Annotated in this window: 29 protein-coding genes; 21 read left to right on the top strand and 8 right to left on the bottom strand. The window is 45.3% G+C overall.

All coding sequences use genetic code 11. The features are described from left to right. The first annotated feature begins 28 nt into the window (after positions 1-28). The 4 genes from ACRD67_RS07150 to ACRD67_RS07135 all read left to right on the top strand — a co-directional run bounded on the left by ACRD67_RS07150 (position 29) and on the right by ACRD67_RS07135 (position 3,515). Complete coding sequence (locus ACRD67_RS07150) at positions 29-487, top strand: DUF6146 family protein (protein ID WP_430966374.1); 459 nt, start codon at positions 29-31, stop codon at positions 485-487. Positions 488-520: 33 nt separating this feature from the next. After that, a complete protein-coding gene (locus ACRD67_RS07145) occupies positions 521-847 on the top strand; it encodes a DUF6787 family protein (protein WP_430966373.1) in 327 nt (108 codons plus the stop codon). Between the two features lie 67 nt (positions 848-914). Beyond that, on the top strand, positions 915-1,247 hold the full coding sequence (locus ACRD67_RS07140; protein WP_430966372.1) for a hypothetical protein: 333 nt from the start codon (positions 915-917) through the stop codon (positions 1,245-1,247). Between the two features lie 42 nt (positions 1,248-1,289). Further along, complete coding sequence (locus ACRD67_RS07135; protein WP_430966371.1) at positions 1,290-3,515, top strand: TonB-dependent receptor; 2,226 nt, start codon at positions 1,290-1,292, stop codon at positions 3,513-3,515. A 147-nt stretch (positions 3,516-3,662) separates the two neighbouring features. Here ACRD67_RS07135 and ACRD67_RS07130 read toward each other — a convergent pair whose 3' ends face one another. From ACRD67_RS07130 to msrA, 4 genes are all read right to left on the bottom strand, one after another. Beyond that, positions 3,663-3,965 carry a hypothetical protein gene (locus tag ACRD67_RS07130; protein WP_430966370.1) on the bottom strand — a complete coding sequence of 101 codons (303 nt, stop codon included), beginning with the start codon at positions 3,963-3,965 and terminating at the stop codon, positions 3,663-3,665. Between the two features lie 64 nt (positions 3,966-4,029). Further along, on the bottom strand, positions 4,030-4,542 hold the full coding sequence (locus ACRD67_RS07125; protein ID WP_430966369.1) for a GIN domain-containing protein: 513 nt from the start codon (positions 4,540-4,542) through the stop codon (positions 4,030-4,032). Between the two features lie 81 nt (positions 4,543-4,623). Further along, positions 4,624-5,226, bottom strand: a complete 603-nt coding sequence (gene folE / locus ACRD67_RS07120) for a GTP cyclohydrolase I FolE (RefSeq protein ID WP_430966368.1) — start codon at positions 5,224-5,226, stop codon at positions 4,624-4,626. Between the two features lie 6 nt (positions 5,227-5,232). After that, positions 5,233-5,781: a peptide-methionine (S)-S-oxide reductase MsrA gene (msrA, locus tag ACRD67_RS07115; protein WP_430966367.1), complete on the bottom strand. Its 549-nt coding sequence runs from the start codon at positions 5,779-5,781 to the stop codon at positions 5,233-5,235. Positions 5,782-5,971: 190 nt separating this feature from the next. Between msrA and ACRD67_RS07110 the strand changes: the two genes are divergently transcribed. Together ACRD67_RS07110 and ACRD67_RS07105 are read left to right on the top strand one after the other, a co-directional pair. Beyond that, complete coding sequence (locus ACRD67_RS07110; protein ID WP_430966366.1) at positions 5,972-6,634, top strand: ABC transporter ATP-binding protein; 663 nt, start codon at positions 5,972-5,974, stop codon at positions 6,632-6,634. 1 nt (position 6,635) lies between these two features. Beyond that, complete coding sequence (locus ACRD67_RS07105) at positions 6,636-7,400, top strand: TIGR02757 family protein (RefSeq protein WP_430966365.1); 765 nt, start codon at positions 6,636-6,638, stop codon at positions 7,398-7,400. An 85-nt stretch (positions 7,401-7,485) separates the two neighbouring features. On the opposite strand, the gene ACRD67_RS07100 is transcribed toward ACRD67_RS07105, so the two are convergent. After that, positions 7,486-8,628: a Gfo/Idh/MocA family protein gene (locus tag ACRD67_RS07100; protein ID WP_430966364.1), complete on the bottom strand. Its 1,143-nt coding sequence runs from the start codon at positions 8,626-8,628 to the stop codon at positions 7,486-7,488. 103 nt (positions 8,629-8,731) lie between these two features. Here ACRD67_RS07100 and ACRD67_RS07095 point away from each other — a divergent pair, with 103 nt between their 5' ends. The 6 genes from ACRD67_RS07095 to ACRD67_RS07070 all read left to right on the top strand — a co-directional run bounded on the left by ACRD67_RS07095 (position 8,732) and on the right by ACRD67_RS07070 (position 13,829). Continuing rightward, entirely contained in the window at positions 8,732-10,225 is a 1,494-nt protein-coding gene (locus ACRD67_RS07095) for a S10 family peptidase (protein WP_430966363.1), read from the top strand. A 23-nt stretch (positions 10,226-10,248) separates the two neighbouring features. Continuing rightward, a complete protein-coding gene (locus tag ACRD67_RS07090; protein ID WP_430966362.1) occupies positions 10,249-10,833 on the top strand; it encodes a hypothetical protein in 585 nt (194 codons plus the stop codon). Positions 10,834-11,048: 215 nt separating this feature from the next. Further along, positions 11,049-11,336, top strand: coding sequence for a hypothetical protein (locus tag ACRD67_RS07085; protein ID WP_430966361.1), 288 nt, complete (start codon positions 11,049-11,051; stop codon positions 11,334-11,336). Between the two features lie 117 nt (positions 11,337-11,453). Further along, positions 11,454-12,632, top strand: coding sequence for a Gfo/Idh/MocA family protein (locus ACRD67_RS07080; protein WP_430966360.1), 1,179 nt, complete (start codon positions 11,454-11,456; stop codon positions 12,630-12,632). A gap of 4 nt (positions 12,633-12,636) precedes the next feature. After that, positions 12,637-13,137: a hypothetical protein gene (locus ACRD67_RS07075; protein WP_430966359.1), complete on the top strand. Its 501-nt coding sequence runs from the start codon at positions 12,637-12,639 to the stop codon at positions 13,135-13,137. Then, a complete protein-coding gene (locus ACRD67_RS07070) occupies positions 13,137-13,829 on the top strand; it encodes an SGNH/GDSL hydrolase family protein (protein ID WP_430966358.1) in 693 nt (230 codons plus the stop codon). Before ACRD67_RS07075 ends, ACRD67_RS07070 begins: the two co-directional genes overlap by 1 nt. Positions 13,830-13,843: 14 nt before the next feature. Here the strand turns inward: ACRD67_RS07070 and ACRD67_RS07065 are convergent, their stop codons facing one another. Continuing rightward, positions 13,844-15,112, bottom strand: coding sequence for a hypothetical protein (locus ACRD67_RS07065; protein ID WP_430966357.1), 1,269 nt, complete (start codon positions 15,110-15,112; stop codon positions 13,844-13,846). 104 nt (positions 15,113-15,216) lie between these two features. Between ACRD67_RS07065 and ACRD67_RS07060 the strand changes: the two genes are divergently transcribed. The 8 genes from ACRD67_RS07060 to ACRD67_RS07025 all read left to right on the top strand — a co-directional run bounded on the left by ACRD67_RS07060 (position 15,217) and on the right by ACRD67_RS07025 (position 23,956). Next, positions 15,217-16,317, top strand: coding sequence for a hypothetical protein (locus ACRD67_RS07060; protein ID WP_430966356.1), 1,101 nt, complete (start codon positions 15,217-15,219; stop codon positions 16,315-16,317). Between the two features lie 131 nt (positions 16,318-16,448). Then, positions 16,449-17,396: a hypothetical protein gene (locus tag ACRD67_RS07055; protein WP_430966355.1), complete on the top strand. Its 948-nt coding sequence runs from the start codon at positions 16,449-16,451 to the stop codon at positions 17,394-17,396. 220 nt (positions 17,397-17,616) lie between these two features. Continuing rightward, positions 17,617-18,549, top strand: coding sequence for a phosphate/phosphite/phosphonate ABC transporter substrate-binding protein (locus ACRD67_RS07050; RefSeq protein ID WP_430966354.1), 933 nt, complete (start codon positions 17,617-17,619; stop codon positions 18,547-18,549). Between the two features lie 118 nt (positions 18,550-18,667). Then, complete coding sequence (locus tag ACRD67_RS07045) at positions 18,668-19,675, top strand: glycosyltransferase (RefSeq protein WP_430966353.1); 1,008 nt, start codon at positions 18,668-18,670, stop codon at positions 19,673-19,675. Between the two features lie 111 nt (positions 19,676-19,786). Next, positions 19,787-21,709 carry a BatA domain-containing protein gene (locus ACRD67_RS07040; protein ID WP_430966352.1) on the top strand — a complete coding sequence of 641 codons (1,923 nt, stop codon included), beginning with the start codon at positions 19,787-19,789 and terminating at the stop codon, positions 21,707-21,709. After that, positions 21,706-22,965, top strand: coding sequence for a dihydroorotase (locus ACRD67_RS07035; RefSeq protein WP_430966351.1), 1,260 nt, complete (start codon positions 21,706-21,708; stop codon positions 22,963-22,965). The genes ACRD67_RS07040 and ACRD67_RS07035 overlap by 4 nt, the downstream gene beginning before the upstream one ends. A gap of 3 nt (positions 22,966-22,968) precedes the next feature. Next, positions 22,969-23,295, top strand: a complete 327-nt coding sequence (locus tag ACRD67_RS07030) for a hypothetical protein (RefSeq protein WP_430966350.1) — start codon at positions 22,969-22,971, stop codon at positions 23,293-23,295. A 1-nt stretch (position 23,296) separates the two neighbouring features. Then, positions 23,297-23,956 carry an alpha/beta hydrolase gene (locus ACRD67_RS07025; RefSeq protein ID WP_430966349.1) on the top strand — a complete coding sequence of 220 codons (660 nt, stop codon included), beginning with the start codon at positions 23,297-23,299 and terminating at the stop codon, positions 23,954-23,956. Here ACRD67_RS07025 and ACRD67_RS07020 read toward each other — a convergent pair. Together ACRD67_RS07020 and ACRD67_RS07015 are read right to left on the bottom strand one after the other, a co-directional pair. Further along, positions 23,953-24,447: a hydrolase gene (locus ACRD67_RS07020; RefSeq protein WP_430966348.1), complete on the bottom strand. Its 495-nt coding sequence runs from the start codon at positions 24,445-24,447 to the stop codon at positions 23,953-23,955. The genes ACRD67_RS07025 and ACRD67_RS07020 overlap by 4 nt on opposite strands. A 14-nt stretch (positions 24,448-24,461) precedes the next feature. Continuing rightward, positions 24,462-25,226 carry an MBL fold metallo-hydrolase gene (locus ACRD67_RS07015; RefSeq protein ID WP_430966347.1) on the bottom strand — a complete coding sequence of 255 codons (765 nt, stop codon included), beginning with the start codon at positions 25,224-25,226 and terminating at the stop codon, positions 24,462-24,464. A gap of 88 nt (positions 25,227-25,314) precedes the next feature. Between ACRD67_RS07015 and ACRD67_RS07010 the strand changes: the two genes are divergently transcribed. Continuing rightward, positions 25,315-26,781: a TonB-dependent receptor gene (locus ACRD67_RS07010; RefSeq protein ID WP_430966346.1), complete on the top strand. Its 1,467-nt coding sequence runs from the start codon at positions 25,315-25,317 to the stop codon at positions 26,779-26,781. The last annotated feature ends 103 nt before the right edge of the window (positions 26,782-26,884 follow it).

Raw genomic sequence — 26,884 nt, 5'->3', positions numbered from 1 at the left:
AAAAGTCGAACCAAAAAAAATGAAAAAAATGAAAAAGATTGTACTACCCGTAAGCCTTGTGCTGTTTGCCGTTCTACTTTCCGTAGCGAGTTGTACCAGCACCAAGGAAACTGTGGAGATTTCCGATAGGGAAAAATCATATTTTGATCAAAAGGAAGGCGATACCATTACTATAGCCAGTGAAGAGACCGAATATGAAATCATCATCATTGAGCCGGGCTTTAACATCTGGTTGCAAGGAATTGCCCGTCCACCGGGTTATTACAGCCAATCCTTTTTGGAGACCCGCAATCAGTTATTGGTGACCAATTGGAACATACGCGTTCAAAACCCGCAATTGTATGACCCCAACCTGTATATTCTGACGATAGACTACAATCCGCGAATAGATTATGGGTATGAGGTAAACTATAAACTCTATAACTATTTTGTCTTTTTCCAAAGGAAATACGGACAGCGTTTGGGGCCTTTTTTTCCACGCATATAAGTCCTATCTTCGCCACTTAGTTAGCAACTAGGTATGCAAAAATTCAAGGAACGCTGGGGCATAAGCTCCAATTTTCAGTTGGTGGTCATTTTTATCGTCTTCGCCGTTACCGGCTCTTCTTCGGTTTATGTGGCCAAACCTTTTTTGGATTGGATCGGATTGCACCGTGAGGTGTTCCCCGAAGGTTTTTGGTGGGGTGGTCTGGTTTACTTTCTATTGCGACTCTCCTTGATCTTTCCCTTTTATCAAATACTATTGGTCATCTTTGGGTGGCTCTTTGGACAGTTCCGCTTTTTTTGGAATTTTGAAAAAAAGATGCTCAGCCGGATGGGGCTAGGTTTTCTTTTTAGACAACAATAATGGCCAAGGTATAATATTAGTATTTTATTAACAGCTTTCGTCTTTCATATTTCCCTAGTTTTGTAGGGTGAGCACTGAAGTAAAAAATATACTTTTCCCGCTTGTTTCCATGGTATTGGTGATTTCCATTGCCTTGCCGTCTATGGTAAAGCTTTCTCACGCCATCCATGATCACTTACAGCAGGAATGTACCAAAAGGGGTGCAGTTCACATTCACGAGGTAGAACTCGATTGCGATTTTCAAAAGTACAAATTGTCTTCCCAGTTTTATCCGGCCCTGTATGCTTTTACCGTATTCCCAGTGCCCAATTACGATACTACCAATTTCAGTGCTTACTTCTTTTTAAGCGACTATCAGGCGCTGCATTTCTCCCTTAGGGGACCCCCCAGCCTTTCATAACAATCCCGATTTACATTTTATTAATCTTTTTTAAATCCAGTTATGAAAAAAATAGCATTTTCATTGCTCTTGGCAATGTCACTTACCTATAATTATGCACAAAACACCCTGAATGGAACTATTACGGATTCGGAAAGTGCCCTGCCCTTGGAACAGGTCACCATATACTTTCCACAGCTCGAGAAGGGTGCCATTTCCGACGCGGAGGGAAACTATCGCATCAACAACCTGCCTTTGGGCACCTACAAGCTGGTAGTTTCTTATATTGGCTATCAGACCTATTCGCGCAGCATCACTATTTTAAGTGGTGCCAATTCGCTCCGTATCGATTTATCCCCCAGCGCCATCGAGATGGAGGAGGTCATTGTGTCCACACCCTTTCATAAGCTACAACGTGAAAACGTGGTGAAAGTAGCCCATGAGACCGTGGCCAATCTGAAAGCCCGTGGAGCCGTTACCCTGGCCCAGGGCATTACCAATATTCCCGGAGTGGAAACCGTCTCCACAGGTCTTGGGATTGGAAAACCCGTGATACGCGGATTGAGTTTTAATCGTGTACTGGTATATACCCAAGGGATTCGATTGGAGAACCAGCAGTTCGGCGATGAGCATGGACTGGGTATCAGTGATGCGGGTATAGAAAGCGTAGAGGTCATTAAGGGGCCCGCCTCCCTACTCTACGGATCGGATGCCCTGGGCGGGGTACTCTATCTAAATCCGGAAAAATTTGCGATTCCCAAGACCAACTCAGGGGATATCAACCTAAATTATTTTTCAAATACCGAAGGCCTAAATGCCAATGCCGGATTTAAAGCCTCCAGTGAGCGGTTTAAATTTCTATTGAGAGGGAGTGTAGCCTCACATGTCGATTATAATACCGGCGAGGACGTTCGTGTTACCAATTCGCGTTTTCGGGAGTACGATATCAAAGCGGGCGTGGGGTACCAGGCCGCTACCTTTAAAACGGAGTTGCGATACAACTACAACCGGTCGGATCTGGGTATCCCCGAAGAGTTAGGGGAACAGACCAAAAGCCGCTCTCCGGGACTGCCCAATCAGGAGATAGATAACCACATCCTCAGTTCCAAGACCAGTATTTTCTTTGAACGTTCCAGTTTGGATGCCACCTTGGGCTATACCTTTAACGACCGCAGGGAATTTGAGGAGGAAGAAGGTACCGAGGAAGCTGCCCTGGATATGGACTTGAAAACCTTTAGTTATAACGTCCAATATCGCCTACCGGAATGGCGTAATTTGGAAACCATTTTTGGCGTGCAGGGTATGCATCAACGCAATGAAAACTTTGGGGAAGAAATACTGATTCCCGATGCCATTACCAATGACATAGGGTTTTTGGGAACCTCCCACCTCCATTTTAAAAACAATAGCGACCTACAACTGGGAATTCGGTACGATCACCGTGCAATCAACGGGGAGGCCAGTGGACTGCCTAGCGAAGAGGATTTTATTCCGGAACTCGACAGGAATTTCAACAGTTTCAACGCGGCCATTGGCTATAAAATGGGACTTTCCAAAAACCTTGTGGGGCGTTTGAACCTGGCTACGGGCTTTCGAGCCCCCAATCTGGCAGAGCTTACTTCAAACGGCGTGCACGAAGGCACCAACCGTTTTGAAATTGGTGACCCCGATCTGGGCAACGAGCAAAACGTTCAGGTAGACCTGGCTCTGGAGTACAGCAGCGAGCACCTGGAGCTTTCGGTAAACGGCTTTCACAATACGGTCTCCGATTTCATATTTATTGAGCCCAATGGGGAATTTGTTGGTGAAGATGCAGTCTTCCTCTACCGACAGCAAGATGCCCGGCTATACGGTGGCGAGGTGGGGCTGCATCTGCACCCCCACCCCTTGGACTGGCTGCACGTGGAGAGCAGTTTTGCCATGGTCATCGGGGAATTGGACGATGACAGCTCCTTGCCATTGATTCCGGCCAATAGCATTACCAATACCGTCCGGGTGGAGTTCAATAAGACCAATACCTGGCTATTGAACAGCTATGCCTTTGTAAGCCTGCAATCGGTCTTTGATCAGGAAAGAGTAAGCAGTTTCGAAACCTTTACCGATGGTTACAACCTTTTGGATGTGGGCTTGGGCGGAAATTTGCTGCTCTTTGATCAGGAAGTGTCGTTGCGCCTTACCGCCAACAACCTTCTGGATAAAACCTACATCGCCCATTTGTCGCGGCTCAAGACCGATGGTATACCCAATATCGGTAGAAATATATCGCTAGGGCTCAGTATTTTGCTCTAGGCAATGTGCTTATCATAAGAAAGTATGCGATAACAACTGTCCGTTCGAGCGCCGTGTCACCTGCATGGCGCTCTACGTGATGGTTGATGGATTCACCATACGTAATCGACCTATATATCCCATAGGGTCTCACCCAACACCATCGAGCTATTTGACATCGATGAATTTCTCGGCCTTGGAGCCTTTTAGCACATAGGTGTACAACCACATTAAGGTAAAGGTGGGAATAACATCGAGTCCGGGGAGCATTTCCTCAACGAAGGTAATCACTCCGGCCGCCTGCCCAGCCCTGCCCTTGTACAGGCGGGTCATCAGCCATCCTGCCATAGGTGCCCAAATGATATCGGAGAATTCACCTATACCTGGTATCAGGAAGGAAACCATACCCAGGGCGTCAAACAGCAGCCCCAGCAACAGGTTTCGATATTTAGGATCTTTGTTTTTTGACATACCCAAAAATAGGTATTCCCACTAAAGTAATGGATGGAATGCTAAAAAAAGTATGGACTTGGATTCAGTTGATGCCGTCAGAACGTTTTATGACACCCTCCTCATCGGTACTGCTTATCAAGGTTCGCGTAGATTTGTAAAGGATCTCCCCGCCATGCAGGGCTTTGGCCACCAAATTTTTGAAATCGATGTTGGACAGGTCTGCAGTGGCTCCTTCAATTGCCGAAATCTCAAAGTTTTCAATTTGCGAAAAAGCGCCATCCATGGTGAGGATACCCCCATAAGTAAGTGCAACGGCGGTTATGGAAGGGGTATACACGGTTACCTCCACGGTCCTGAAGTCCATGTTGGGGGTAGTTGACCAAATGTGAAGTGTATTATCCGCAAGTTCCCATGAAATCCGATCTACCATCTCTGTCTCCCCGGAAAAGGTAAGGAGATACTCAGGGGACTTCATGATGCGCATCTTGGCTCCAACATTACTGCTGAAGGTCTCAAACGCATCAACCACCATCTCTTTTTGCCCAAAGGAAAGGGTCATAAAAAGAAGGCTGAAGGCCAAAAGTAACTGCTTCATGGTCGGTTTCTTTAGTTTGTCCTATAATATAAAGACTATTAAAACCAGAAAATGTTACAGTTTTGTTAATAATTTTTTTTTTTATGAAAGACTGGAGCTTATCAATTTTAGAAACTCGTTCCGGGTTTCCTCCTTCTCAAAAGATCCTCTAAAACCCGAGGTAGTAGTGACCGAATTCTGTTTTTGAACCCCCCGCATCATCATACACATATGAGCAGCTTCAATGACCACCGCTACCCCTTGTGGTTTTAGGGTGTCATTGATGCAGTCCAATATCTGTTCCGTTAATCGTTCCTGCACCTGCAGCCGTCTTGCAAAAATATCCACTACCCGGGGCAGTTTGCTAAGGCCTACGATTTGTCCGTTGGGTATGTATGCGATGTGGGCCTTTCCAAAAAAAGGAAGCATATGGTGTTCACACAGGGAATACAGTTCAATATCTTTCACGATGACCATTTCGTTATAGGACTCCTTGAACATAGCACTTTTTAATACCTCGGCGGCATTTTGTTTATACCCTTGTGTTAAAAAAAGCATGGCCTTGGCCGCCCTTTCCGGAGTCTTGGTCAGTCCTTCGCGATCAACGTCCTCCCCTATTTCCTTGATAATTCTTGAATATCGATCTTTAACATCGTTTGTTATTTCCAAATTGTATTCTTCTAAACTTCGATATGGTGGTGCCATGTTCTCTTAAGAATTTAATTTATCGGTATAGTGTGTCTGTAGTTTTTTTAGTTTTGGGTTGATGATGACCTGACAATAAGGTTGTGCCCTATGGTCGTTATAATAATTCTGATGGTTCCCCTCGGCTTCGTAGAAAGGCTTGGCCTCCGATATTGCAGTTACGACAGGATGATCGAATACGCGTTTTTCCTCCAAAAACCGTACATATTTCTCCGCCTGTTCCCTTTGTTCCTCATTTTGATAGAAAATTTCACTTCGGTATTGGGTGCCCACGTCATTTCCTTGACGGTTAAGAGTAGTGGGATCATGTGTGGCAAAAAAGACCTCAAGTAGGTCCATATAGGAAACAAGATTGGGGTCAAAGGTAATCCTAACCGCCTCTGCATGTCCCGTTCTTCCGGTGCAGATCTCCCTATAAGCCGGATTTTTAATGTTCCCGCCCGTATATCCGGACACAACTTGCGTAACCCCGTTTAAGCGCTGAAAAACAGCTTCCGTGCACCAAAAGCAGCCTCCGGCAAATACAGCAATTCCAGGTGTTGATTCTATCGACATACCTTTTGATTTAAAATTTTAAATGTACCCATTTCCTTTGGGATTTGGGCAGTGGTAAGTTCAATTAGTCTTACTGTACCATAGAAAATTACTATGGTGGCGGCAAAATGATAAAATATCATGGAAATGAATTCTTTTATTTTTGGAATGTCTCTGCTAATGTTTACTTTCATCCCGAAAATTCCATGGCATGATCCAAGCGACCAATATCCAGAAATTCTACGGGGAACTACAAGTTTTAAAAGGGGTTGATCTGCATATTGAAAAAGGAGAGATTGTTTCCATTGTGGGCGCCTCCGGAGCCGGAAAGACTACCTTGTTGCAAATTTTGGGTACCCTGGATACACAATCCAACAAAAGCGATAGCAGCCTATTGATCAATGCTACAGATGTGATCAAACTGACGGACAAGACCCTGGCCAAATTTAGGAATGAACATATTGGCTTTATTTTTCAATTTCATCAGCTGTTGCCCGAGTTTACCGCCCTGGAAAATGTCTGTATCCCGGCATTCATCAAAAAGACGCCAAGAAAGGAAGCCGAAAAGCGCGGTAAGGAGTTGTTGGATTTCCTAGGGCTGTCCCATCGGTTCCATCACAAGCCCAATGAACTTTCTGGAGGAGAGCAGCAACGGGTGGCCGTGGCCCGTGCGCTGGTGAACCACCCTTCGATCATTTATGCGGACGAACCCAGTGGGAATCTCGATTCGGAGAGTGCGGACAAACTGCACAAACTGTTCTTCGAACTTAGGGACACCTTTGGACAAACCTTTGTTATCGTAACCCATAACGAGGACCTGGCCAACATGGCCGATCGCAAGTTGACCATGGTAGACGGACTCATCACCGTTTAATATGACCAAGAAGGAACTCAAGGATTTTTTGGACACCAAAGTGGCCCAGTATAACCATCCCAGCTTTTTGGAGAGCGACCCCTTGCAAATTCCGCATAGGTTCCTTGCCAAAGAAGATATAGAAATCAGTGCCTTTTTGACAGCGACCATCGCATGGGGCAACCGCAAAAGTATCATCAACAATGCCTACCGTATGATGGAACTACTGCAACAGGCTCCTTTTGATTTTGTGATGAACCATCACCCCAACGACCTAGATCGGCTTGCCCCTTTTGTACATCGGACCTTTAACGGTGAAGATTTGTGCTATTTTGTAAAAAGCCTTCAAAACATATATCGGAACCACGGCGGGCTGGAAAATATTTTTTCCCAATATGCAACAACCACCTCTACGCAAACTGCCATTTCGGCCTTTAAACAGGTGTTTTTTGAACTTCCCCATCCCCTACGGACCACCAAGCACATCTCGGACCCGGCCAGGGGATCTGCAGCCAAGCGCATCAATATGTTCTTGCGATGGATGGTACGCGACAGTGCTACCCAAGTAGATTTTGGACTTTGGAAGAAAATTGGCCCAGCGCAGCTGTCTTGCCCCTTGGACGTACATTCCGGGAATGTGGCTAGAAAGCTTAAACTGCTAAAGCGCAAACAGAACGATGCCAAAGCGGTGCTGGAGCTCAACAAAAATCTAAGGGAATTGGACCCAAGAGATCCAGTAAAATATGACTTTGCGCTTTTTGGCCTGGGCGTTTTTGAAAGGTTCTAACGACCAGCAAACACATGGTACTTCAATGCTTCGTTCCAATGACGTATAGGACATATGGTTAGCCCGGGCATGTTGACAAATTATATCAGGAATCGGTGATTCCCATATGGCCAAGATCTAAGGCGATTTTTTTGTTGCCCCCAGCAATGGAGTTGTAAATGGCTTCTACAATAATCATATCCCTTTTCCCCATCTCGCCTGGAGCTTTGTTAGGTGTTCCTTCCAACACATGCCGTGCAAAATCGTCCATTTGTAATTTTTGCTGGCTCTCTTGGGGGAAATTCAACTCGCGCCTGGAGGTCCTTCCTGCAAGTGGGATATAGGTACTTGCCGGATCCAGCTCAAACCAGCCCTTATCACAGGAAGCGAACAGCCTATTGGCCCTAACGTTATGGGAGGTCATCATCTGGCCCACGGTGCCACTAGGGAATTCAAATTGCGCCGTAATGGTTTCATCGGTATCCTTAAAATAGTCCGGACGGGTACTGAATTCCTGGGCGGTCACGGAAACTGGGTTTTGGCCGCTACCATATATAAGGCTCTGAATGGAATATACGCCCATATTCATTAGGGCTCCACCTCCCGAAAGCGACTTATTTAAACGCCATTGGTTGGGATTCGTTAAGGATTGATAGGCCGCATCCGCCGATATGTAATTGATGTTGCCAAAGGTCTTTTCCCTGACCAGCCGTTTTACTTCTTGCGTATAGGGTTCGGAATGTAAGCGATACCCTATACCTAGTTTTACCTGGGCTTTTTTACAAGCGTCGATAATGGCATTACATTCTTCCACGTTCATAGCCATGGGCTTTTCACAGATGACATGCTTACCCGCCTTGGCCGCGCGGATTGAAAAATCCGCATGCATACTATTGGGCAATACTACATATACAATGTCAATATCATCATTTTGGGCGATTGCATCAAAATTTTCATAATTGTAGATGTGGGTCTTTGGAATATTGTACCGTTTGGCCCACTGTTGTTCCTTCTCTGGAGTTCCGGTAACGATACCCGCCAAATGGCAATAGTGTGTATCTTGCAGCGCTGGGGCCAATTGGTAGGTGCTGTAACTGCCTAGACCAACAAGGGCTATGCCCAGGCTATTTTGGTTCTTTGAGGTTCCGTTTAGACCACAGGCGGCCAAGGGCATGCTGCTCACAAGGGCCGCTCCTCCCAGGCCCTTGGATAGGGTTTTGTTAAAAGTTCTTCGTGATATTTTTTTCATGGCGCGGTAATTAGGTGGTGTAGGTTTTAAAGATAAAGAACACCAAGGGTAATATAACCTAATAAATTGTTATTTTTAGACTATGCCTAAACCTGTTTTTAAAATGAAATACAGCTATGCCCTCCTGATCTTATCATTCGTGTTATTCCTGCAATCCAACCAAGCCCAAGAACGGGTGCTACCCGTCGATACCACTGTAGTGACCCAGCACAATGTAACCGTGAACGGGGTAGCTTTTGGCTACACGGTCAAGACCGGGACCCAACCGGTTTGGGACGACATGGGCAAACCCATAGCCGCCCTTCATTATACTTACTATACGCGAAACAATATTAGGGACAGAGCGGCTAGGCCCTTGCTCATTTCCTTTAATGGAGGACCTGGATCGGGTTCGGTGTGGATGCATTTAGCGTATACAGGACCACGAATCCTAAAAATTGACGATGAGGGTTATCCCGTACAGCCCTATGGGGTACAGCAAAACCCCTACTCTATTTTAGATATTGCCGATGTGGTTTATGTAAACCCGGCCAACACAGGGTATTCGCGTACCATTCCGACAAGCGGTGAAGAGGTGGATCGCAGTAAGTTCTTTGGTATCAACGCCGATATAAAGTACCTGGCCGAATGGTTAAATACTTTTGTAAGCCGCAACGATCGTTGGCGCTCCCCGAAATATTTGATCGGTGAAAGTTATGGGGGCACAAGGGTCTCCGGTCTGGCCTTGGAACTGCAGAACCAACAGTGGATGTATTTGAACGGGGTGATCTTGGTCTCTCCGGCCGATTATAAGGTGATCAGGAACGACGGCCCGATCGCCGCCGCCCTTAACCTGCCCTATTTTACGGCCGCCGCCTGGTATCAGAAAGCCCTGCCAACCGAATTGCAACAAAAAGACCTGCTGGAAATATTACCAGAATCCGAGGCCTATACGGTAAACACCCTGATCCCGGCGCTCACCAAAGGGGGCTTCATAGGGGAGACCGAAAAAAATGCCGTAGCCAAAAAAATGGCTTATTATTCCGGTCTAAACGAAAAAGAAATACTACAGCACAATTTGGCGGTACCTACCGCCTATTTTTGGAAAGCGCTCTTAAGGGATCAAGGTGGGTATACCATAGGGCGGCTGGACAGTAGGTATTTGGGAATTGATAGACAGCTGGCGGGCGAGCGGCCCGATTACAGTGCTGAGCTCACTTCTTGGTTACACAGTTTTACGCCAGCCATCAACTATTATCTGCAGGAAGAATTGAAGTTTAAGACAGACATCAAATACAATATGTTCGGACCGGTGCATCCCTGGGACAACAAAGATGACAATACCCGCGACAATCTTCGTCAGGCGATGGCTCAAAATCCCTATTTGCACGTTATGTTCCAATCCGGGTACTATGACGGGGCCACCACTTATTTCAATGCCAAATACACCATGTGGCAAATAGATCCCAGTGGACGTTTGCAAGATCGTTTTAGCTTTAAGGGCTATCGAAGTGGGCATATGATGTATCTGCGAAGGGAGGATCTACAAAATGCGAACAACGATATTCGCGATTTTATTAAAAGAACGATGGCCAAGGGGCAATCGGCAAAATATTAAGGTAATTTTCTAAAATAGATACAATGGAAGCAAGACGAATTTATTTAATGACATTTTTATTGTTGATGATGGTAGTAAGCTGTGGACAGGATATTCCACCCGCGGAATGGCAGATAAAAACAGCTGTTCTGGCCGCTCCGGAAGAGTTTAGGGACCAAGCAAAAGTATACGGCTATGATGCCAGCGGAAAACTCGTTGTGTTAAGGGAGGGCAACAATGCCTATGTATGCATGGCAGATGACCCTAATAAGGAGGGATTTTCGTCCGCAGCCTATCATATGGAACTGGAGCCATTCATGGCCCGAGGGCGGGAGTTAAGGGCCCAGGGTAAGGAATCCAAGGAGATTTTTGATATTAGGGAGGAAGAGGTAAAATCCGGAAAGCTCAAAATGCCCGATAAAACGACACTTTGCGTTTTTTCCGGTACAGTAAACGATCAGGGGGAAGTTGAAAATCCCTATGTCCGGTATGTCTTTTATATGCCCTATGCCACAGGTTCATCCACCGGATTGCCCACAAACCCCATGCCTCCAGGCCATGCATGGTTAATGGATGCTGGGACCCATAGGGCACATATTATGATAACTCCGCCGAAGGAGGAAAACTAGCTGTTCAAGTAAGCATGTAACAGGCTAACAGAAAAATGCCAAATCTAAAAATTGTCATATCGAGCGCCGTGTCTGAGGCAGGTGAGTGCTCGTACGGACATATAAGTGCCCTTTTGCAAGACCAATATTTTCCACCTCAGATGTAACAAACTGGTTTTTTTTACTACCCATATTATAAAGCAAGTCGCTTTTACCAAATCGTAAAACCTACAACTATGGGAGGGGAAGGAAGCATGGCGCACGCCATTCAGAGTCTAAAACAAAACCGCAGCTTATTAAAAAAGAGCCGTAGCTTTAAGGAGTTGCGCAACAGCTATCTCAAGTGGTCCGGAGATACCCAGCTTAAATTTAAGGAGGTGTCCCCGGAGGAAATGGCGCTTATCCGATTGAAAATAAGGGAACAATACAAAAAGGATGTCCGAACCGAGATTATCATCTACCTCATTTCCATCCTTTTAGCACTGGGCATACTCTATTTCTTGTATTGGTGGATTTTTGTATGAACTGAACCATCGGCTCACTGCACGACTAAGTTTTTACGCTATGCTCAAGGGAATAGATTATGTGAAATACGTAGTTTATATTTGTGTGAAACCTCCATACAAGAAAACGTATAGCCCATGCACCTTAAAACGTTCCGGCCATCTTTTTTTCTAATTGTAACGATCGTACTATCTTGCTTTGTAGGCACGGGCATTGCCAAGGACATGAAAATGGTAGGGAATACAACCAACGCAGAACATACCGAACCTTCCGTAACACCTTTAAGAGTGGGTGTCGTGGGTCTGGTGCACACCCATGTACACTGGATATTGGGCAGAGATAAAATCGGGGATATAGAAATCGTGGGCATTGTGGAACCTAACAGAGACCTTGCCCAAGAGTATAGCACGCGGCACGGGTATAGTATGGATATCGTGTTTGATACCTTGGAAGAAATGGTGTCAGCCGCAAAACCCGAAGCTGTCACGGCCTTCAACACCATATACGACCATTTGGAAGTTGTACAGTTTTGTGCTCCGCGCGGTATTCATGTCATGGTAGAAAAACCCCTGGCCGTAAGCCTGGAACATGCCAAAAAAATGAGCAGTCTTGCCAAGAAGCATCAAATCCAATTGCTCACCAATTACGAAACTTCCTGGTATGGTAGCAATTACGAGGCTAAGGACCGTTTGATGAAAGGAAGTATCGGAGATCTCCGTAGAATAATCTTTCATACCGGACATCCCGGACCCATTGAAATAGGGTGCAATCCGGAGTTTTTGGAATGGCTTACCGATCCCAAACTCAACGGGGGCGGTGCATTGACCGATTTTGGATGTTATGGCGCCAACCTGGCTACCTGGCTCATGAAAGGAGTCCATCCTGAAAAAGTATATTGTACCACACAACAACTAAAACCCGAACGCTATCCAAAGGTAGAGGACGACGCAACGATAATCCTGACCTACCCAAAGGTCCAGGTAATCATACAAGCTTCTTGGAATTGGTCCCATAATAGAAAGGACATGGAAATCTATGGTACAACGGGTTATATCATTTGCAAAGATGGAAGCCATATGGAAATCCTGGAAAAGGAATCGGATGGTCCATTTGATGTGGTGGCCCCACCACTCTCCAAGGGCATCGATGATCCCTTTGCCCTCTTGCAAAAAGTAGTCAAGGAAAATTACCAGCTCAACGCATATGACGTTAGTTCCCTGGAAAATAACATGGTGGTCATGCAGATCCTGGAAGCGGCCAAACATTCGGCCAGGACAGCTAAGACGGTAGAATGGGAAAAGTTCTTTAAGGAGTAAAACCATGAGAGAAGGAAAACAACAAAAAATCACCCCAAAACAATATATGCGCCTACAACGGCTGTTACACCTATTTCTTTTGGCAGCACCTAGTACTTTGGGCCTTCTTGCCTATTATCAAAGCGAGGGTATCCAAGTCAATTTTTCAGGTTCAGGGGATGTCTTTATCTTCATCGTTCCCGTGATGGCCCTAGCCTGCTATTTTGGGAGCATGTATGTGTTCAGGCAACAGCTTCGCAAGGTGTTGGAAGGGGAAAGTCTACGTCTTAAGTTGGCCCGGTACCAGTCTGCAAATATAATACGATATGCGTTCTTGGAGGGTTCTGCCCTACTGGCGGTCCTGGCATTCATGCAAAACAGCTACCTGCTCTATCTCCTTATCGCACTGCTATTGGTAATTTACCTGATACACCTAAGACCAACCAAAGAAAGGTTGTTGAACGAGCTGCCATTGACATCTGAGGAAAAGCGTCGTTTTGCCAATGAAAATCATATTTTGGAATAATGGGAAATAAAAAATTGAAGTTCGGTGTTTTCGCCTGCCTGCTGGGCTTTATGGGAATTGCCACTGCACAGGACTGGCCAGATCTGGAGCATTTTAAGGAAGAGAACACCAAGATCGGACTCCCTGCCGAAGGAGAGGACAGGGTGGTGTTTATGGGCAATTCCATTACCATAGGTTGGTTAGCGCACGATCCTGATTTTTTTAAGGGAAAGTCCTATGTAAATAGGGGCATAGGCGGACAGACCACTCCCCAGATGCTTTTGAGGTTTCAACAGGACGTCATTGCCCTGCGGCCCAAAGTGGTGGTCATATTGGCCGGGACAAACGATATAGCCGGCAATACCGGCCCAACTACCGTGCCCGCGATTATGGACAACCTCAAATCCATGGCCCAGCTTGCCAGGGCGAACCAAATAAAGGTCATTCTCTGTTCCGTACTTCCGGCCTTTGATTATCCCTGGCGTACGGGCAAAGAGCCGAACATAAAAATTCCCGCACTGAACGAACTAATACGGCAGTATGCCAAGCAAAATAATTTAATCTATCTCGATTATTTTTCCGCCATGGAAGATGGCAACAATGGCCTAAAGGATAGCTATACCTATGACGGTGTACACCCGGATAAAAATGGCTATAAGGTCATGGGACCCTTGGCCGAGGAGGCCATTGCCAAAGCCCTGGAACCGAAATAGTCGGCCACCTATGATCACGGGTTGAAATCCGTATCCAGCACGGTGGTTTCGTCGGCCCGGGTAACACGTAAATACGCCACTTCACCGGCACCCAGAAAACGGAATCGAATGCCTACAAACCTACCTATGGACTCGTTATAATTCCCCTCAAAGATTTGCTGATGGTCCAAGGTCACGCTAAGTTGTCTGTTCCTTAGATGGATGGCTACGTCCCTAAACTCCGAAAAATCCGCACCAAAAGCCGATAGGTCATGTTCCTTACCGCTAAGGTAGCTATCATTGAGCATGATACCCAAGTCCGAAACGCAACCGGGAATGGAAAAAGGAACGATCAAAGCGCCCTTGGTTCCAAGGATTACTATGCGCACACTTTGACAGACCGCCCATTTATCTTTATACACATTTCTAACGGCGGTTTCCAGGCTAAAATTGTCTCCCGATATGTCCCCAAAATCGCGTACCAGGTGATAACTTGAGCCCAAAGGCGAGGCTTGTGAACTAATTTCATCCATGATTGCCTGGGAAAAGGACAACTTGCCGTGAAGAAATGCTTCCGCAGGTATGTATTTGGGTACCGGCGAATAATCAAGCGTTCCAACCCAGTCCTTGGAAGTGACATAGAGATCATGTTGTTTAACCAATTGCCCCTCAACCAACAATTTTGACCTAAAATATCCGGGATAGTAGTAAATTCCGGTCGCTTGGCGCTGTCCCGCCCTTATCTTGATCGTTTTTGTGGGGTCCCAATACTGCTGAATATAGATACTGTCCGAATCAATGTCAGCAAGGTCAAAATCAAAAACTACGGAATTCGGCAGGCCTTCCGCTATGGGCCGACTGGAAAATTCGACCTGTGAAAAATCGAAAATTGCAGGGGGATCGGTTTTCTTGAATTTTATCATGGAAAAAAGCGAGATAATCACAATCCCCGCAAAGGCAGACGACATCACCACGGTGGTGGCCCTTGCCCGTGTTTTTTTTTCTTTTTTCCTTTCGGGACAACCGGCTGCGTTGTTCTTAAAATCTCGCCAATTCCTGTACCCTATGTACTGCGCAAGCGTATTTAAGGTGCTGATGCTGGGAACGCCATCGTATTTGACCTTGCCCCATACACGTTTTAGGGTAGTTGGACTCAGCAGGACATGGGTTTTTTCCTGTATGTGCTCACTTAGCTCAACAAAAACACTGTTGTGCCATAACTCTGAACTTCCCCAGCCCAACTTTTCCTCTATTTGGAGGCGGCATTCGGTAATAAAGCCTTGCTCGTCCTTATGTTTCATCATGGTACAAAAATTACTAAAATTTATGAGCTGAACAATATTGCACCAACTTGAACCAATTTGGTCCAATATTCCCCTTACAATACAGGAATTTTAAAACAAAAATCATGATTCGTTTATCCTCTTTGATCCCCGTTCTAATCCTTGTTATCCAGAACAGTTTTGCACAGCGCAGTGTTCCCCTTGATACCCTGCATTGGGAAATTAATGCGCAAGCCCATGTATTCGAGAATTATCAAGGCCAGGATGCCATTTACATTCAACAGGGCAGTGCCGCTCTTAAAGATACAAAATTCCTAAATGGTACTATAGAATTTGACATTTACCTTACGGAGCGACGAAGCTTTCCAGGCCTCCGTTTTAGGGCCTTTGAGGACGGAAATATGGAATCTTTCTATTTTCGGCCGCATTTATCGGGCATGCCCGATGCCAATCAGGCCACGCCAGTGGTCAACAGGCTTTCGGCCTGGCAACTCTATTTTGGCCCGTCTTACTCTTCACCTTACGACTATAGATTGAATGAATGGACCCATGTAAAAGTGCTTGTCAATGGAAGAAAAGCCCAAATCTTTCTGGACCATTCGGAAAAACCACTGCTGTCCTGGAACCTAAAACATGAGCCAAAGGCAGGAAAGGTGACCATTGGTGGCAGTGCCGGTGCTATGCACTATGCCAACTTCAAAATTAGTACGGATACACCGGAGATAAAGGATTTTAATGTGGTAAACCGGGAGAAAGTCCCGAATATCGTTCAGGAGTGGGAAATCTCCGATGTGTTTGATGAAGCGCTCCTGAACGATCCCACAGAACTCAGCGCTGTAATAAAAGGTAGGAAGTGGGGCAAGCGCATACAGGTAGAGGAAAACAACGTCTCCAATATCTCTTGGGCCGCTACACCCGGCCAGAATGGGGAAAATACTGTTTTTGCCAGAATAGTGGTCCATTCAGAAACCAACCAGACCAAGCTATTTCATTTTGGGTATAGCGATAGGGTGGTCGCCATTCTCAACCAAAAAGCCATTTACAAGGGAACCAATCAATTTCGCACCCGGGATTACCGGTACTTGGGCACGGTTGGGTTGTTCGATGCCGTTTATTTGGATTTGAAAAAGGGTAGGAATACCCTGCTCCTGGCAGTTTCCGAAAATTTTGGGGGCTGGGGCGTTACCGGAAAATTTGAATCCGAGGCGGGCATTTCCATAAAATAAGGCAATACCCTCCACCAGGGTTTGGGCACTTAATAAAAAACCAGTGTTTGACAGGGAAGATTCTCCTAATGCCTTGCTATTTGCCAAAATGTTCTAACTTGCTGGCAGCGAACCGTACAAAACATTAGGAGATGAATCCCTGTTATTCTTTAAGGCCGCTCTTTTTGGTGGCCCTCTTTACCCTCTCAATAATGAACGCACAGGAATCGGTGGTTCCGGCATTGGAAACATTGCTAAAGTATCCCAAGGTGAGGGACTTTACCATGTCCATTTCCCAGGACGAAGCCTATATAACCCTACAGAGTCCGTTGGAGGAGCTTTCCGTTATTGCAAGACTTCATAAGGAAAACGACGATTGGTCGGCCCCTGCGGTGGTAAGCTTTTCAGGCGACCATAAGGACCTGGAGCCCTTTCTTTCCCATGACGGGTTACGTCTCTATTTTGCCTCCAACCGTCCGGTGAACGATTCCATAAAAGAGGCCAAGGATTTCAATATTTGGTTCGTGGAACGTGCCGACAGGAAAGCGGCATGGTCGGCCCCAATAAACATTGGCGCACCCATTAATACCGAGCATAACGAATTTTATCCCGCCCTTGCGACAAACGGGAATCTTTATTTCACCAGTGATGCCCCAAATGCCAAGGGAAAGGACGATATCTTTTTTAGCGAATGGAAAAATGGGCACTACGGCCCTCCTGTGTCCATGAGCGATTCCATCAACACCCAAGGGTACGAGTTTAACGCCTACGTGGCCCCGGACGAATCCTTTTTACTTTTTAGTGGGTACAACCGAAAGGACGGTCTAGGAAGCGGGGATATGTACATAAGCTTTCGGCGGACGGACAATAGCTGGAGCACCGCCAAAAATTTAGGGGACGGTATTAACTCCAAGTATATGGACTATTGTCCTTTTATGGACATGGCTTCCAAGCAGCTTTATTTCACCAGCCGCAGGAGCGCGTTGGACGCTGAGCGGCCCAAATCGATAAAGGCGTTCGAAGAAGCAGTGAATGGGTATGAGAACGGAACAAGCAGAATCTATATGGTTTCATTAAAAACCCTCCTTTCCAAACAATAGCGGTCATTACCGATAACTGGATAATTTTCCGATGGAAGGATTCAAACTTGCGGGCATTTCCCTTTTTTTATACCTATGGTCCACCTAAAGTTTTCTTAATAAACCCCGGATAATCGAATCATTTTAGGGCTTCCTTTATATTTGTAATAGATAATCGGATATGGGCCATTTTTATTTTTTGGCAATGACGTCCAAATACATATTTATAAAAAACAGACAAATGCGATTTAAGGTTTTCCTATTTTCGATCATGGCCGGACTCCTCAGTTCGTGTCAAACACAAAAACCCTTGGTCCTGGCAACCTACACCTATGCGGACAATACCAGGGTGGCCAATCTACAGCCGCTATCCGATAATTATAGCGCTATTTTGGGAAGGTCGGTAGAAACAGTCAGCTACCCCGATGTGATGTCCTTGATGGACGGTATTAAAAAAGGTGAGGTAGATATCGCATTTATAAGCTCCTTTGGGTATCTGTTACTGGAACCGGAAAACCATGGCATGCGTCCGGTGGCCGCGCTCAACGTGGGCAAGGACGTAAAGGACAACTACAAGACCGTGCTTTTGGCTTCAGGAGCTTCGGGAATCAAGACCTTGGACACTTTGAAGAAAAATGCACATGCACTTCGGTTGATGCTGGTGAACCAAGGTTCCACCTCCGGAAATCTGGTGCCTCGCCTTTTTCTCAGTGCCCTGGACCTCAGAACACCGGAGTCCCAGTTTAAATCGGTGCGCTATGGGGGTAACCACACGGCCACTTTTGAAAAACTACTGCGGGGCGAAACGGATCTATGTGCCCTGGGCAGCAATGAGTATTTTAAGCAGGTACAAAATGATGCAACTATTCCAGACCGCACACATATGTTATGGATATCTTCGGAAATACCGCTAGGACCGGCCCTGGTAAAAGAAAGCCTCTCCGAGTCGGAAAAGGAAAAAATAACCCAGGTACTGCTCAACTTGCACCAAAGTGATCCCAACATACTCGATTCCATAAAAAGGGGGTGGTCCGAGGCTCAGGGAAGCGAGAGATTTGTTCCCTTTGCCGAGAGCCACTATGACAATTTTCGAAATTTTAACGGAAATCCAACAGATCTCACCAACATTCTCAAGTTTTTTAATCCCGTAGATGCCGGAAAAAAGAATCCCTAAAATGTAGCCATTCGAGGGCAAAACGGTAACAGGCCATAAGGAAGGGGACTACTGGTTTGGGACGTAATTTATTCGGGGATTAAAAAAAGGGTTCGTCATTATTCCATAAATTGGCCCAATGGAGCACGCGCTGATCAGCATATTGATTCCGTTCAAAAATACGGCACCTTTTTTAACGGAGTGCCTCAATTCTATAGTGACCCAGACCTACAAACATTGGGAAGTCCTTGCCGTGGACGATCGGTCCACTGATGAAAGTCGGTCCATCGTAGCGGCCTTTGCCCAAAAAGACCCTAGGATCAAAGTCTATACCAATACGGGAAAGGGAATCATAGCTGCACTTCGTACCGCCTATAGCTATAGTACGGGAGAGTTGATCACCCGAATGGATTCCGACGATATTATGGAGCCCCATAAATTGGAACTCCTAGCCAAATCTTTGATAGCAAACGGCAAAGGCCATTTGGCGGTTGGCCAGGTACGTTATTTTTCAGATCAAGGCATAAGCAATGGGTACGCGCGTTATGAGGCCTGGTTAAACGGGCTTACCCGCCTGGGTACCAACTATTCCGAAATCTACAAGGAATGTGTTATCCCCTCCCCTTGCTGGATGTCCTATAGGGAGGATCTGGAAGCCTGCGGGGCCTTTTTTCACGATCGCTATCCCGAAGACTACGATCTTAGTTTCCGTTTTTATGCCAAAAGGCTTCAATGTATTCCGTGCCAGGAGGTGGTACACCTTTGGCGTGATTATGATACCCGTACCTCGCGTACCAGTGAACACTACGCCCAAAATTACTTTTTGGATATTAAGCTCCATTATTTTTTACAACTCAATTTTGACCCTGGGCGGCCCTTGGCAGTTTGGGGTGCGGGCAACAAAGGAAAGACCATTGCCAAAGCCCTGACAGAGAAAGGTGTCCCCTTTTATTGGTTATGTGACAATCCTAACAAAATTGGGAAAAAGATTTACGGATCTACCCTATTGCACTATGAGGAACTTGCAGGATTAAACCATCCACAAAGTATTGTTACCGTGGCCAATGAAGTTGCCCAAGCCATGATAAAAGATCACTTTTTACATTTGGGACACCGACCCATGGAAGATTACTTTTTCTTTTGTTGATAAAACAAGGGGTTGGCCTAACGTTAATTTTTTCAAAAACATGGAGGTATCCGGGGAAAAGCTTCATCATTGAACATTGAATTCATTATATTTGCCAAATCAAATTCAGGAATGCAGTTTAAATATCCAGAACTCCTTTGGGCCCTATTTCTACTACTGATTCCCATTATTATTCATCTCTTTCAACTCCGTAGATTTAAAAAAACCCCTTTTACCAATGTACAGCTGTTGTATAGGGTGGTTTCCGAATCGCGTCGGAGCAACAGCTTAAAAAAATGGCTTTTGCTCTGCACCAGACTACTGCTGCTGTCCGCATTGGTCATTGGCTTTGCTCAACCCTTTTTCGCGGGAAAATCGGCCTTGACCGCCAGGGAAACCGTTATTTATTTGGACGATTCCTTTAGCATGCAGGCCAAGACCGAAAACGCCACCTTGCTGAGTACGGCCGTACAGGATTTGATAAAGACACTACCCAAAGAACGTACCTTCAGTCTATTTACGAATGAAAAAGTCTTTAAAAAGGTTACGGTAAAGGATATCCAAAATGAACTGCTTACCTTGAGTCATACTTCCAAACAGCTAAAGCTAGGTGAAATAGGATTAAAGGCCAGCACGCTGTTTACAGATTCGCAACACACCATCAAGGATCTAATACTTATTTCAGATTTTCAGCAGTGGATGGCCACAAACCCATCGGACACCATAGATGGGCTGCGACCACGCCTAGTGCAACTGGTTCCCGAGCGATTGGAAAATATCGCTATTGACACGGCCTTCATAAGCAGTCGTTCCCCAGAAAATATAGAGCTCAGGGCCGTCCTTTCCAGCAGCACGGAGACAGAGAACATCCCGGTTTCGCTTTTTAATGATGATAAGTTGATCGCGAAGACAGCGGCGGCTTTTGGCCCAAATAAAAAGGCCGAAGTTTCCTTTTCGCTGGCAGCCAACGAGGTAATTAACGGAAAAATTGAAGTTTCCGATGTTGGACTGGCCTATGACAATCAACTCTTCTTTAATATTAATAGGAAGGAAAGGATAAAAATACTTGCCGTTAGCGATACGGAGAGCGATTATCTGGCACGTATTTTTACCAAAGACGAGTTCCAATACGCGGCCTTTAGTCCGAGGAGTTTAAATTACAGCATGCTGGAAGCTCAAAATTTGATTGTATTGAACGAGTTAAAAGCAATTCCCAACGCCTTGCAAACGGTGTTAATATCTTTGGCCGATAGGGGAAAAAGCATCGTGTTCATTCCAGCTGTTGAAGGCGACATGGCCTCGTACAACCAGCTTTTGGCCAATTTCCACAATACCACCCTGACCCAAGCCGTAAGCGCAACACGAAACATCACCGATATTGCATTTTCCCATCCCTTATATCAAAACGTCTTCGAAAAAAGGGTGACCAATTTTCAGTATCCGAAGGTTTCCGAATATTTTCGGCTAAGGTCGCGCGCGCCCAAAGCACTTTCCTTTGAAGATAAGGACGCATTTCTGGTGGGTACGGACGGTGTTTATATATTCACCGCTCCGATTTCAAAGGAAAATTCCAATTTCAAAAATTCTCCCTTGATCGTACCCACATTTTACAATATAGGATTGAACAGTCTACGCTTGCCCCAATTGTACAACATCATTGGTAAGCGGGTCTCCATTGATATTCCGGTAGCCCTTTCCAAGGACAACATTCTACGGGTGGCCCAGCCAGGGTATCAATTTATACCCTTGCAACGTTCCTTTGGCGACAAGGTTAGCCTTACGTTTGATGAAAGTCCGGCACTAGATGGTATCTATGGTATCATGGAAGGGGAAACAACCCTAAAAAGTGTAAGCTTCAATTATCCCAGGGATGAAAGTGCCCTGGTATATCTCAACATGGACAACTTTGGAGCTGAAACGAAACACCGGTCTACAACAGACCTTCTTGAAACTATGGAAAAGGCCACCAAGGTAACCGAGCTTTGGAAATGGTTTGTTATTTTAGCATTGCTTTTTATACTGACGGAGATCCTTATTCAAAAATACCTTAAATGAGTATACTTTTAAAATCGGCCAAAATCGTTGATCCCGGAAATAGGGCGCTGCATTTAAAAAAGCGCGATATTTTGATCAAGAATGGCGGTATAGAAAGAATAGCCTCAAAAATAGAGGCCACGGGCAAGGCCAAGGTAATCTCCAGAAAAAACCTCTGTGTATCCGCAGGGTGGTTCGACAGCAGTGTAAGTATGGGGGAACCTGGCTATGAAGAACGGGAAACCATCGCGAATGGACTTACCACCGCGGCGAAGAGCGGTTACACCCATATTGTGCTCAACCCAAACACCCATCCTATTCCGGACAGCAGCTCGGACATCGTCTTCCTAAAAAATACCGCCCAACCCTTCGCTACGGCACTTCACCCTCTGGGAGCATTAACCATGGGAAGTGAAGGAAACGATCTGGCCGAACTCTTCGACATGCAAAATGCAGGGGCAGTAGGGTTCTATGATCACAAAAAGGCCATGAAAAATGCAAATCTTCTAAAGATTGCGCTACAGTATGCCCAAAATTTCGGCGGCTTGGTCTATTCTTTTCCGCTAGATACGCATATCAGTGGCAAGGGTACGATGAACGAAGGGGCGATTTCCACAAAATTGGGACTTAAGGGAATTCCTTCGCTTGCAGAAGAAATTCAAATTGCCAGGGACCTATTCATTTTGGAATATGCCGGGGGCAGATTGCATATTCCCACCATATCCACGGCCAAATCTGTGAGTTTAATTGCTGAGGCCAAGAAAAAGGGGTTGGATGTAAGCTGTAGCGTGGCCATTCATAACCTTTGGTACACCGATGAGGTTTTGGAAACGTTTGATACCAACTACAAGGTGATGCCACCCTTGCGGAACAAAACGGATATAAAGGCACTCTTAAAAGGCCTCAAGAACGGAACAATCGATTTTGTATCTTCGGACCACACCCCTATTGATATTGAGGAAAAAAGAGTGGTATTTGACCATGCCGAATATGGCTCACTTGGGCTGGAAAACGCTTTTGGACTCTTAAACCAAATCTTTGATCTTGAAACCACCATTGGGCTATTGACCAAAGGCAGGGAACGCTACGGCATGGAGACACCCAGCATACGGGAAGGTGAAAATGCCTGCCTTACTTTATTTGACCCCGACCTTGAGTATACATTTGGAATGGGGCATATCCTGTCTACCTCAAAAAACAGTATGTTTCTGGATACTCCTCTACGAGGCAAGGTGTACGGGGTTTTTGCAAAAAATCAATTGGTGCTAAGCGCATAGAAAATGGAAAACAAAGTAAAGGAAGGGAAAACCACGGCCATAATTGCCTATCTCACCATGATCGGTGCTTTGATAGCCATTACCATGAATCTAGAGCCCAAGAATGCCTTTGCGCGTTTTCACACCAGACAAGCTTTTGGACTACACCTTATTTTCCTGGGTTCTGCCCTATTCTTAAGCCAATGGTTCAACGAATATGCTTGGGTAGGATTATATGTTTTTTATATTGTCCTTTGGTTTTATGGATTTATCGGTGCCTTGAACAATAAAAAACAATCGGTACCTGTGCTGGGTCCTTATTTTCAAAAATGGTTTACCTTTATCCAATAGTATGACCACAGCGCCCCTATCCCTTGAACATCTGATTCGTCCTTCTTCCTTAAGCGATGAGAAGCCCCCGGTCCTCTTTATGTTCCATGGGTACGGAAGCAATGAGGAAGATCTGTTTTCCTTTGCACCGGAACTTCCGGAAGAATTATGCGTCATTTCCGTACGAGCTCCTTTTGCACTTGACCCTTTTGGTTATGCTTGGTATGCCATTAATTTCGATGCAGAGTACGGCAAATGGAGCGATGAGGAGCAGGCCAAAATTTCCCGCGATAAAATCGTGCACTTTATTGATGAGGCCTGTGATGCCTATCATTTGGATACAAACCATATCAATCTATTGGGATTTAGCCAGGGTACCATCCTCAGCTATGCGGTAGCCCTGTCCTATCCGGACAAATTCAAGAATATAATAGCGTTAAGTGGTTATATCAACGAAAACACGCTTACGGAAGGGTATCGGGAACTTGACCATGGGGGGCTTAAAATTTATGCATCACATGGTTCTGTAGATCCCGTAATTCCGGTAGAATGGGCCCAAAAGACGCCGGATTTGCTCAACAGCCTTAACGTGGAGCATAGCTATGAGGAGTTTCCCGTGGGCCATGGGGTCTCCCCTCAGAACTTTTACGCCTTCAAGGAATGGCTAAAGGACAAAATTTAATTGCTCCTGGTGTATAACAGATGATCCACCAGGGTAAAATCTACCCCATGGTTATCCTTCAGCTCATAACGCAACAAGAGTTCTCCCCAAAATTTGCCGTCTGAAAAATCCGCTACGATCCATTTGTGGTTCAGTATTTTAATTTTGTTGATTTTAAAGTCGCTTTCCATGCCCTCGTAAGGTACTAAGGGGTTATCGCCCTTTTTTTCATTGGTTTCCAACAATTTATCTGCAATGTAACGTGATGGATCCCTAATTTCCAGATGGTCATAATAGGCCAACGCATCATCATTGTTCTCCAACGAAAAATATTGCATGTCCAACACCTTCAGTTGCAATTGCTGCACAGAATCCTGCAATTCGGAGACCTCTCCCCGTAATTTATTGGCAGTATCATCCTTCGCTTCCACCATGTTGGCGTTGCTTACGAACAGGTACAATATGATGAGTGCGGCAAACACAAAAAGATAGAGAAATATGTTTTTCTTCATTGCACGTAGAATACTTAAAGGTTTATGACTAAGTTATCGTAGGCCAAATGTACATCTTTTGGCAATTCTTTTTCTACCTCATCGTGAAAACCCAAAAGATGGCTTATATGTGTAAAATAGGCCTTTTCTGGTTTCATCCTATGCACAAATTCAAGTGCTTCTTCCAGATTAAAATGCGAATGATGGGGTTCTTTTCGCAGGGCGTTGACCACTAGAGCTTTTGCTCCTTTCACCTTTTCGCTTTCCTCCTCAGAGATGGTCTTGATATCTGTGAGATAAACGAAGTCCTTGATCCTAAAACCGAACACCGGCAGCCTATTGTGCAAGGCTTCAATAGGTAGAGCTTCCAGATCGCCTATTTTAAAGGGACAGTCTTTTTCTATCAAACGTACGTCAACCGCCGGTGCGCCCGGATATCTGTTTTCATCCGCAAAGATGTAATCGAATCTGGTTTTTAGGGAATTTGCTACGCGCTTATGGGCATAAATGGGTATATCTCCCTGTCTGAAGAAAAAGGGCCTAATATCATCTATTCCCGCGGTATGGTCCGCGTGCTCATGCGTAAAGAGGATACCGTCCAATCTATTCACTTTATGGGTCAGCATCTGCTGCCTAAAATCAGGGCCGCAATCAATGACATAATTGTATTTTTCCCATGAAATCAACACGGAGACGCGAAGTCTCCTATCCTTGGGATTTTCACTTAGACATACCGGATGCGTACTACCAATTACAGGGATTCCTTGTGATGTTCCAGTGCCCAAAAAAGTGATTTTCAACCTATCGTCTATTTATTTCAAAATTATAACTTATTTATTTAATAGATTACCCAATCTTCTTAACTTTGTTGTACCTAAAACCCAGAGCATGGCTTCAGTTTTAAAAAGGGATACCGCTTTTGAAAATATCCCATCCATAAAGGCTAAGACGCTAAGGATCAATTTAAATCCAGATATTTACGGAACATTTGCAGAGATAGGTGCCGGTCAGGAAACTGCTCGGCATTTTTTTAGATCTGGAGGTGCTTCCGGAACGATTGCCAAGGCCATGAGTGCTTACGATAAGGACTTTAGTGATGCCATATACGGTATTGAGGACGATGGGCGTTACGTTTCGCAGGGCAGGCTAAAGACCATGCTTACCCATGAGATGCGTCTCATGGAGGAACGTATTAGCCGTAAAAGTCACCCCGATCGTTTGTTTTTTTCCTATGCAAACACCGTGGCAACCATAGATTTTTCCAAACGTTATAAGGGTCATGGCTGGTTGGGCATAAGGTATCAATTAGATCCAGGGCAAAAGGAGCTCGACGAAATTATCCTTCACGTACGCTTTAAACAAAATGAGGCAAGATTGCAGCAGGAAACCTTGGGAATTCTTGGGGTTAACCTTATTTATGGTGCTTTTTACAAGTACCACAAGCCCAGAAAGCTGTTAAAATACCTCTACGACCACATAGATAAGGATACCGTTGAAATAGATATGGTGAATTTCTCCGGACCAAATTTCAAGGATGTGGACAATAGACTCATGAGCCTACAACTCATCCGAAACGACATGACCGATGCGGTCATGTTCGGCCCTGATGGTAACAACTTGTTGCCCGCTACAGTGCTGTACAAGAAGAATATATTGGCGCTCAGGGGAAGTTTTAGGCCAGTTACCAAGGTGAACATGGACATGTTTCAAAAATCCTATGACATCTTCATTCGGGACCAAACGGTAGAAGAGGAAAAAAGCATTGTTATTTTTGAGATTACCCTATCCAACCTAAAGGCTTCAGGAGAAATCGATGAACGGGATTTTATGGACCGGGCAGAACTACTGTGCTCTCTTGGGCATACGGTGATGATATCAAAATTTCAGGAGTACTACAAGTTGGTAGAGTATTTCAACAATTACACCAAGGCCAGAATAGCACTGACCATGGGTGTTAACAATTTGGTGGACGTATTTGATGAAAAATATTATCGACACCTCAGCGGTGGCATCCTGGAAGCCTTCGGCAAGCTGTTCTTTAAAGATCTTATTGTCTACCTCTACCCCATGAAAAATGCAGAGACCGGGCAGATCATGACCAGCAACAATGTTAAGGTACATCCGAGAATGAAAGAATTGTACAAGTTCTTCAAATACAATGGTAAAGTGATGGATATCTTTGACTATGATACCGAAATCATGCATATTTTCTCCAGGGACGTACTAAAGAAGATTACCACGGGAGAAGAAGGCTGGGAAGAGATGTTGCCCGAAGGGATAGCGGAAATCATCAAAGAACGCAAACTGTTTCTTGGAAAAGCGGCCAAGGAAAAGGAAAAAGTGGGTAAGATCTAACGCAACCTAATTTTTAGAGAACAGTGCACTGCCCGAAGCTATCTTAAAAATATCTGGCTGTTGGGGCGCCGTGCCCAAGGCAGGCACCCGATGTGACAAGTTT

The organism is Eudoraea algarum, assembly GCF_050589645.1.
Lineage (GTDB): Bacteria > Bacteroidota > Bacteroidia > Flavobacteriales > Flavobacteriaceae > JBNGOQ01.
The sequence above is the reverse complement of the archived record's forward strand: the minus strand, read 5'-3'. Positions and strand labels throughout refer to the sequence as shown.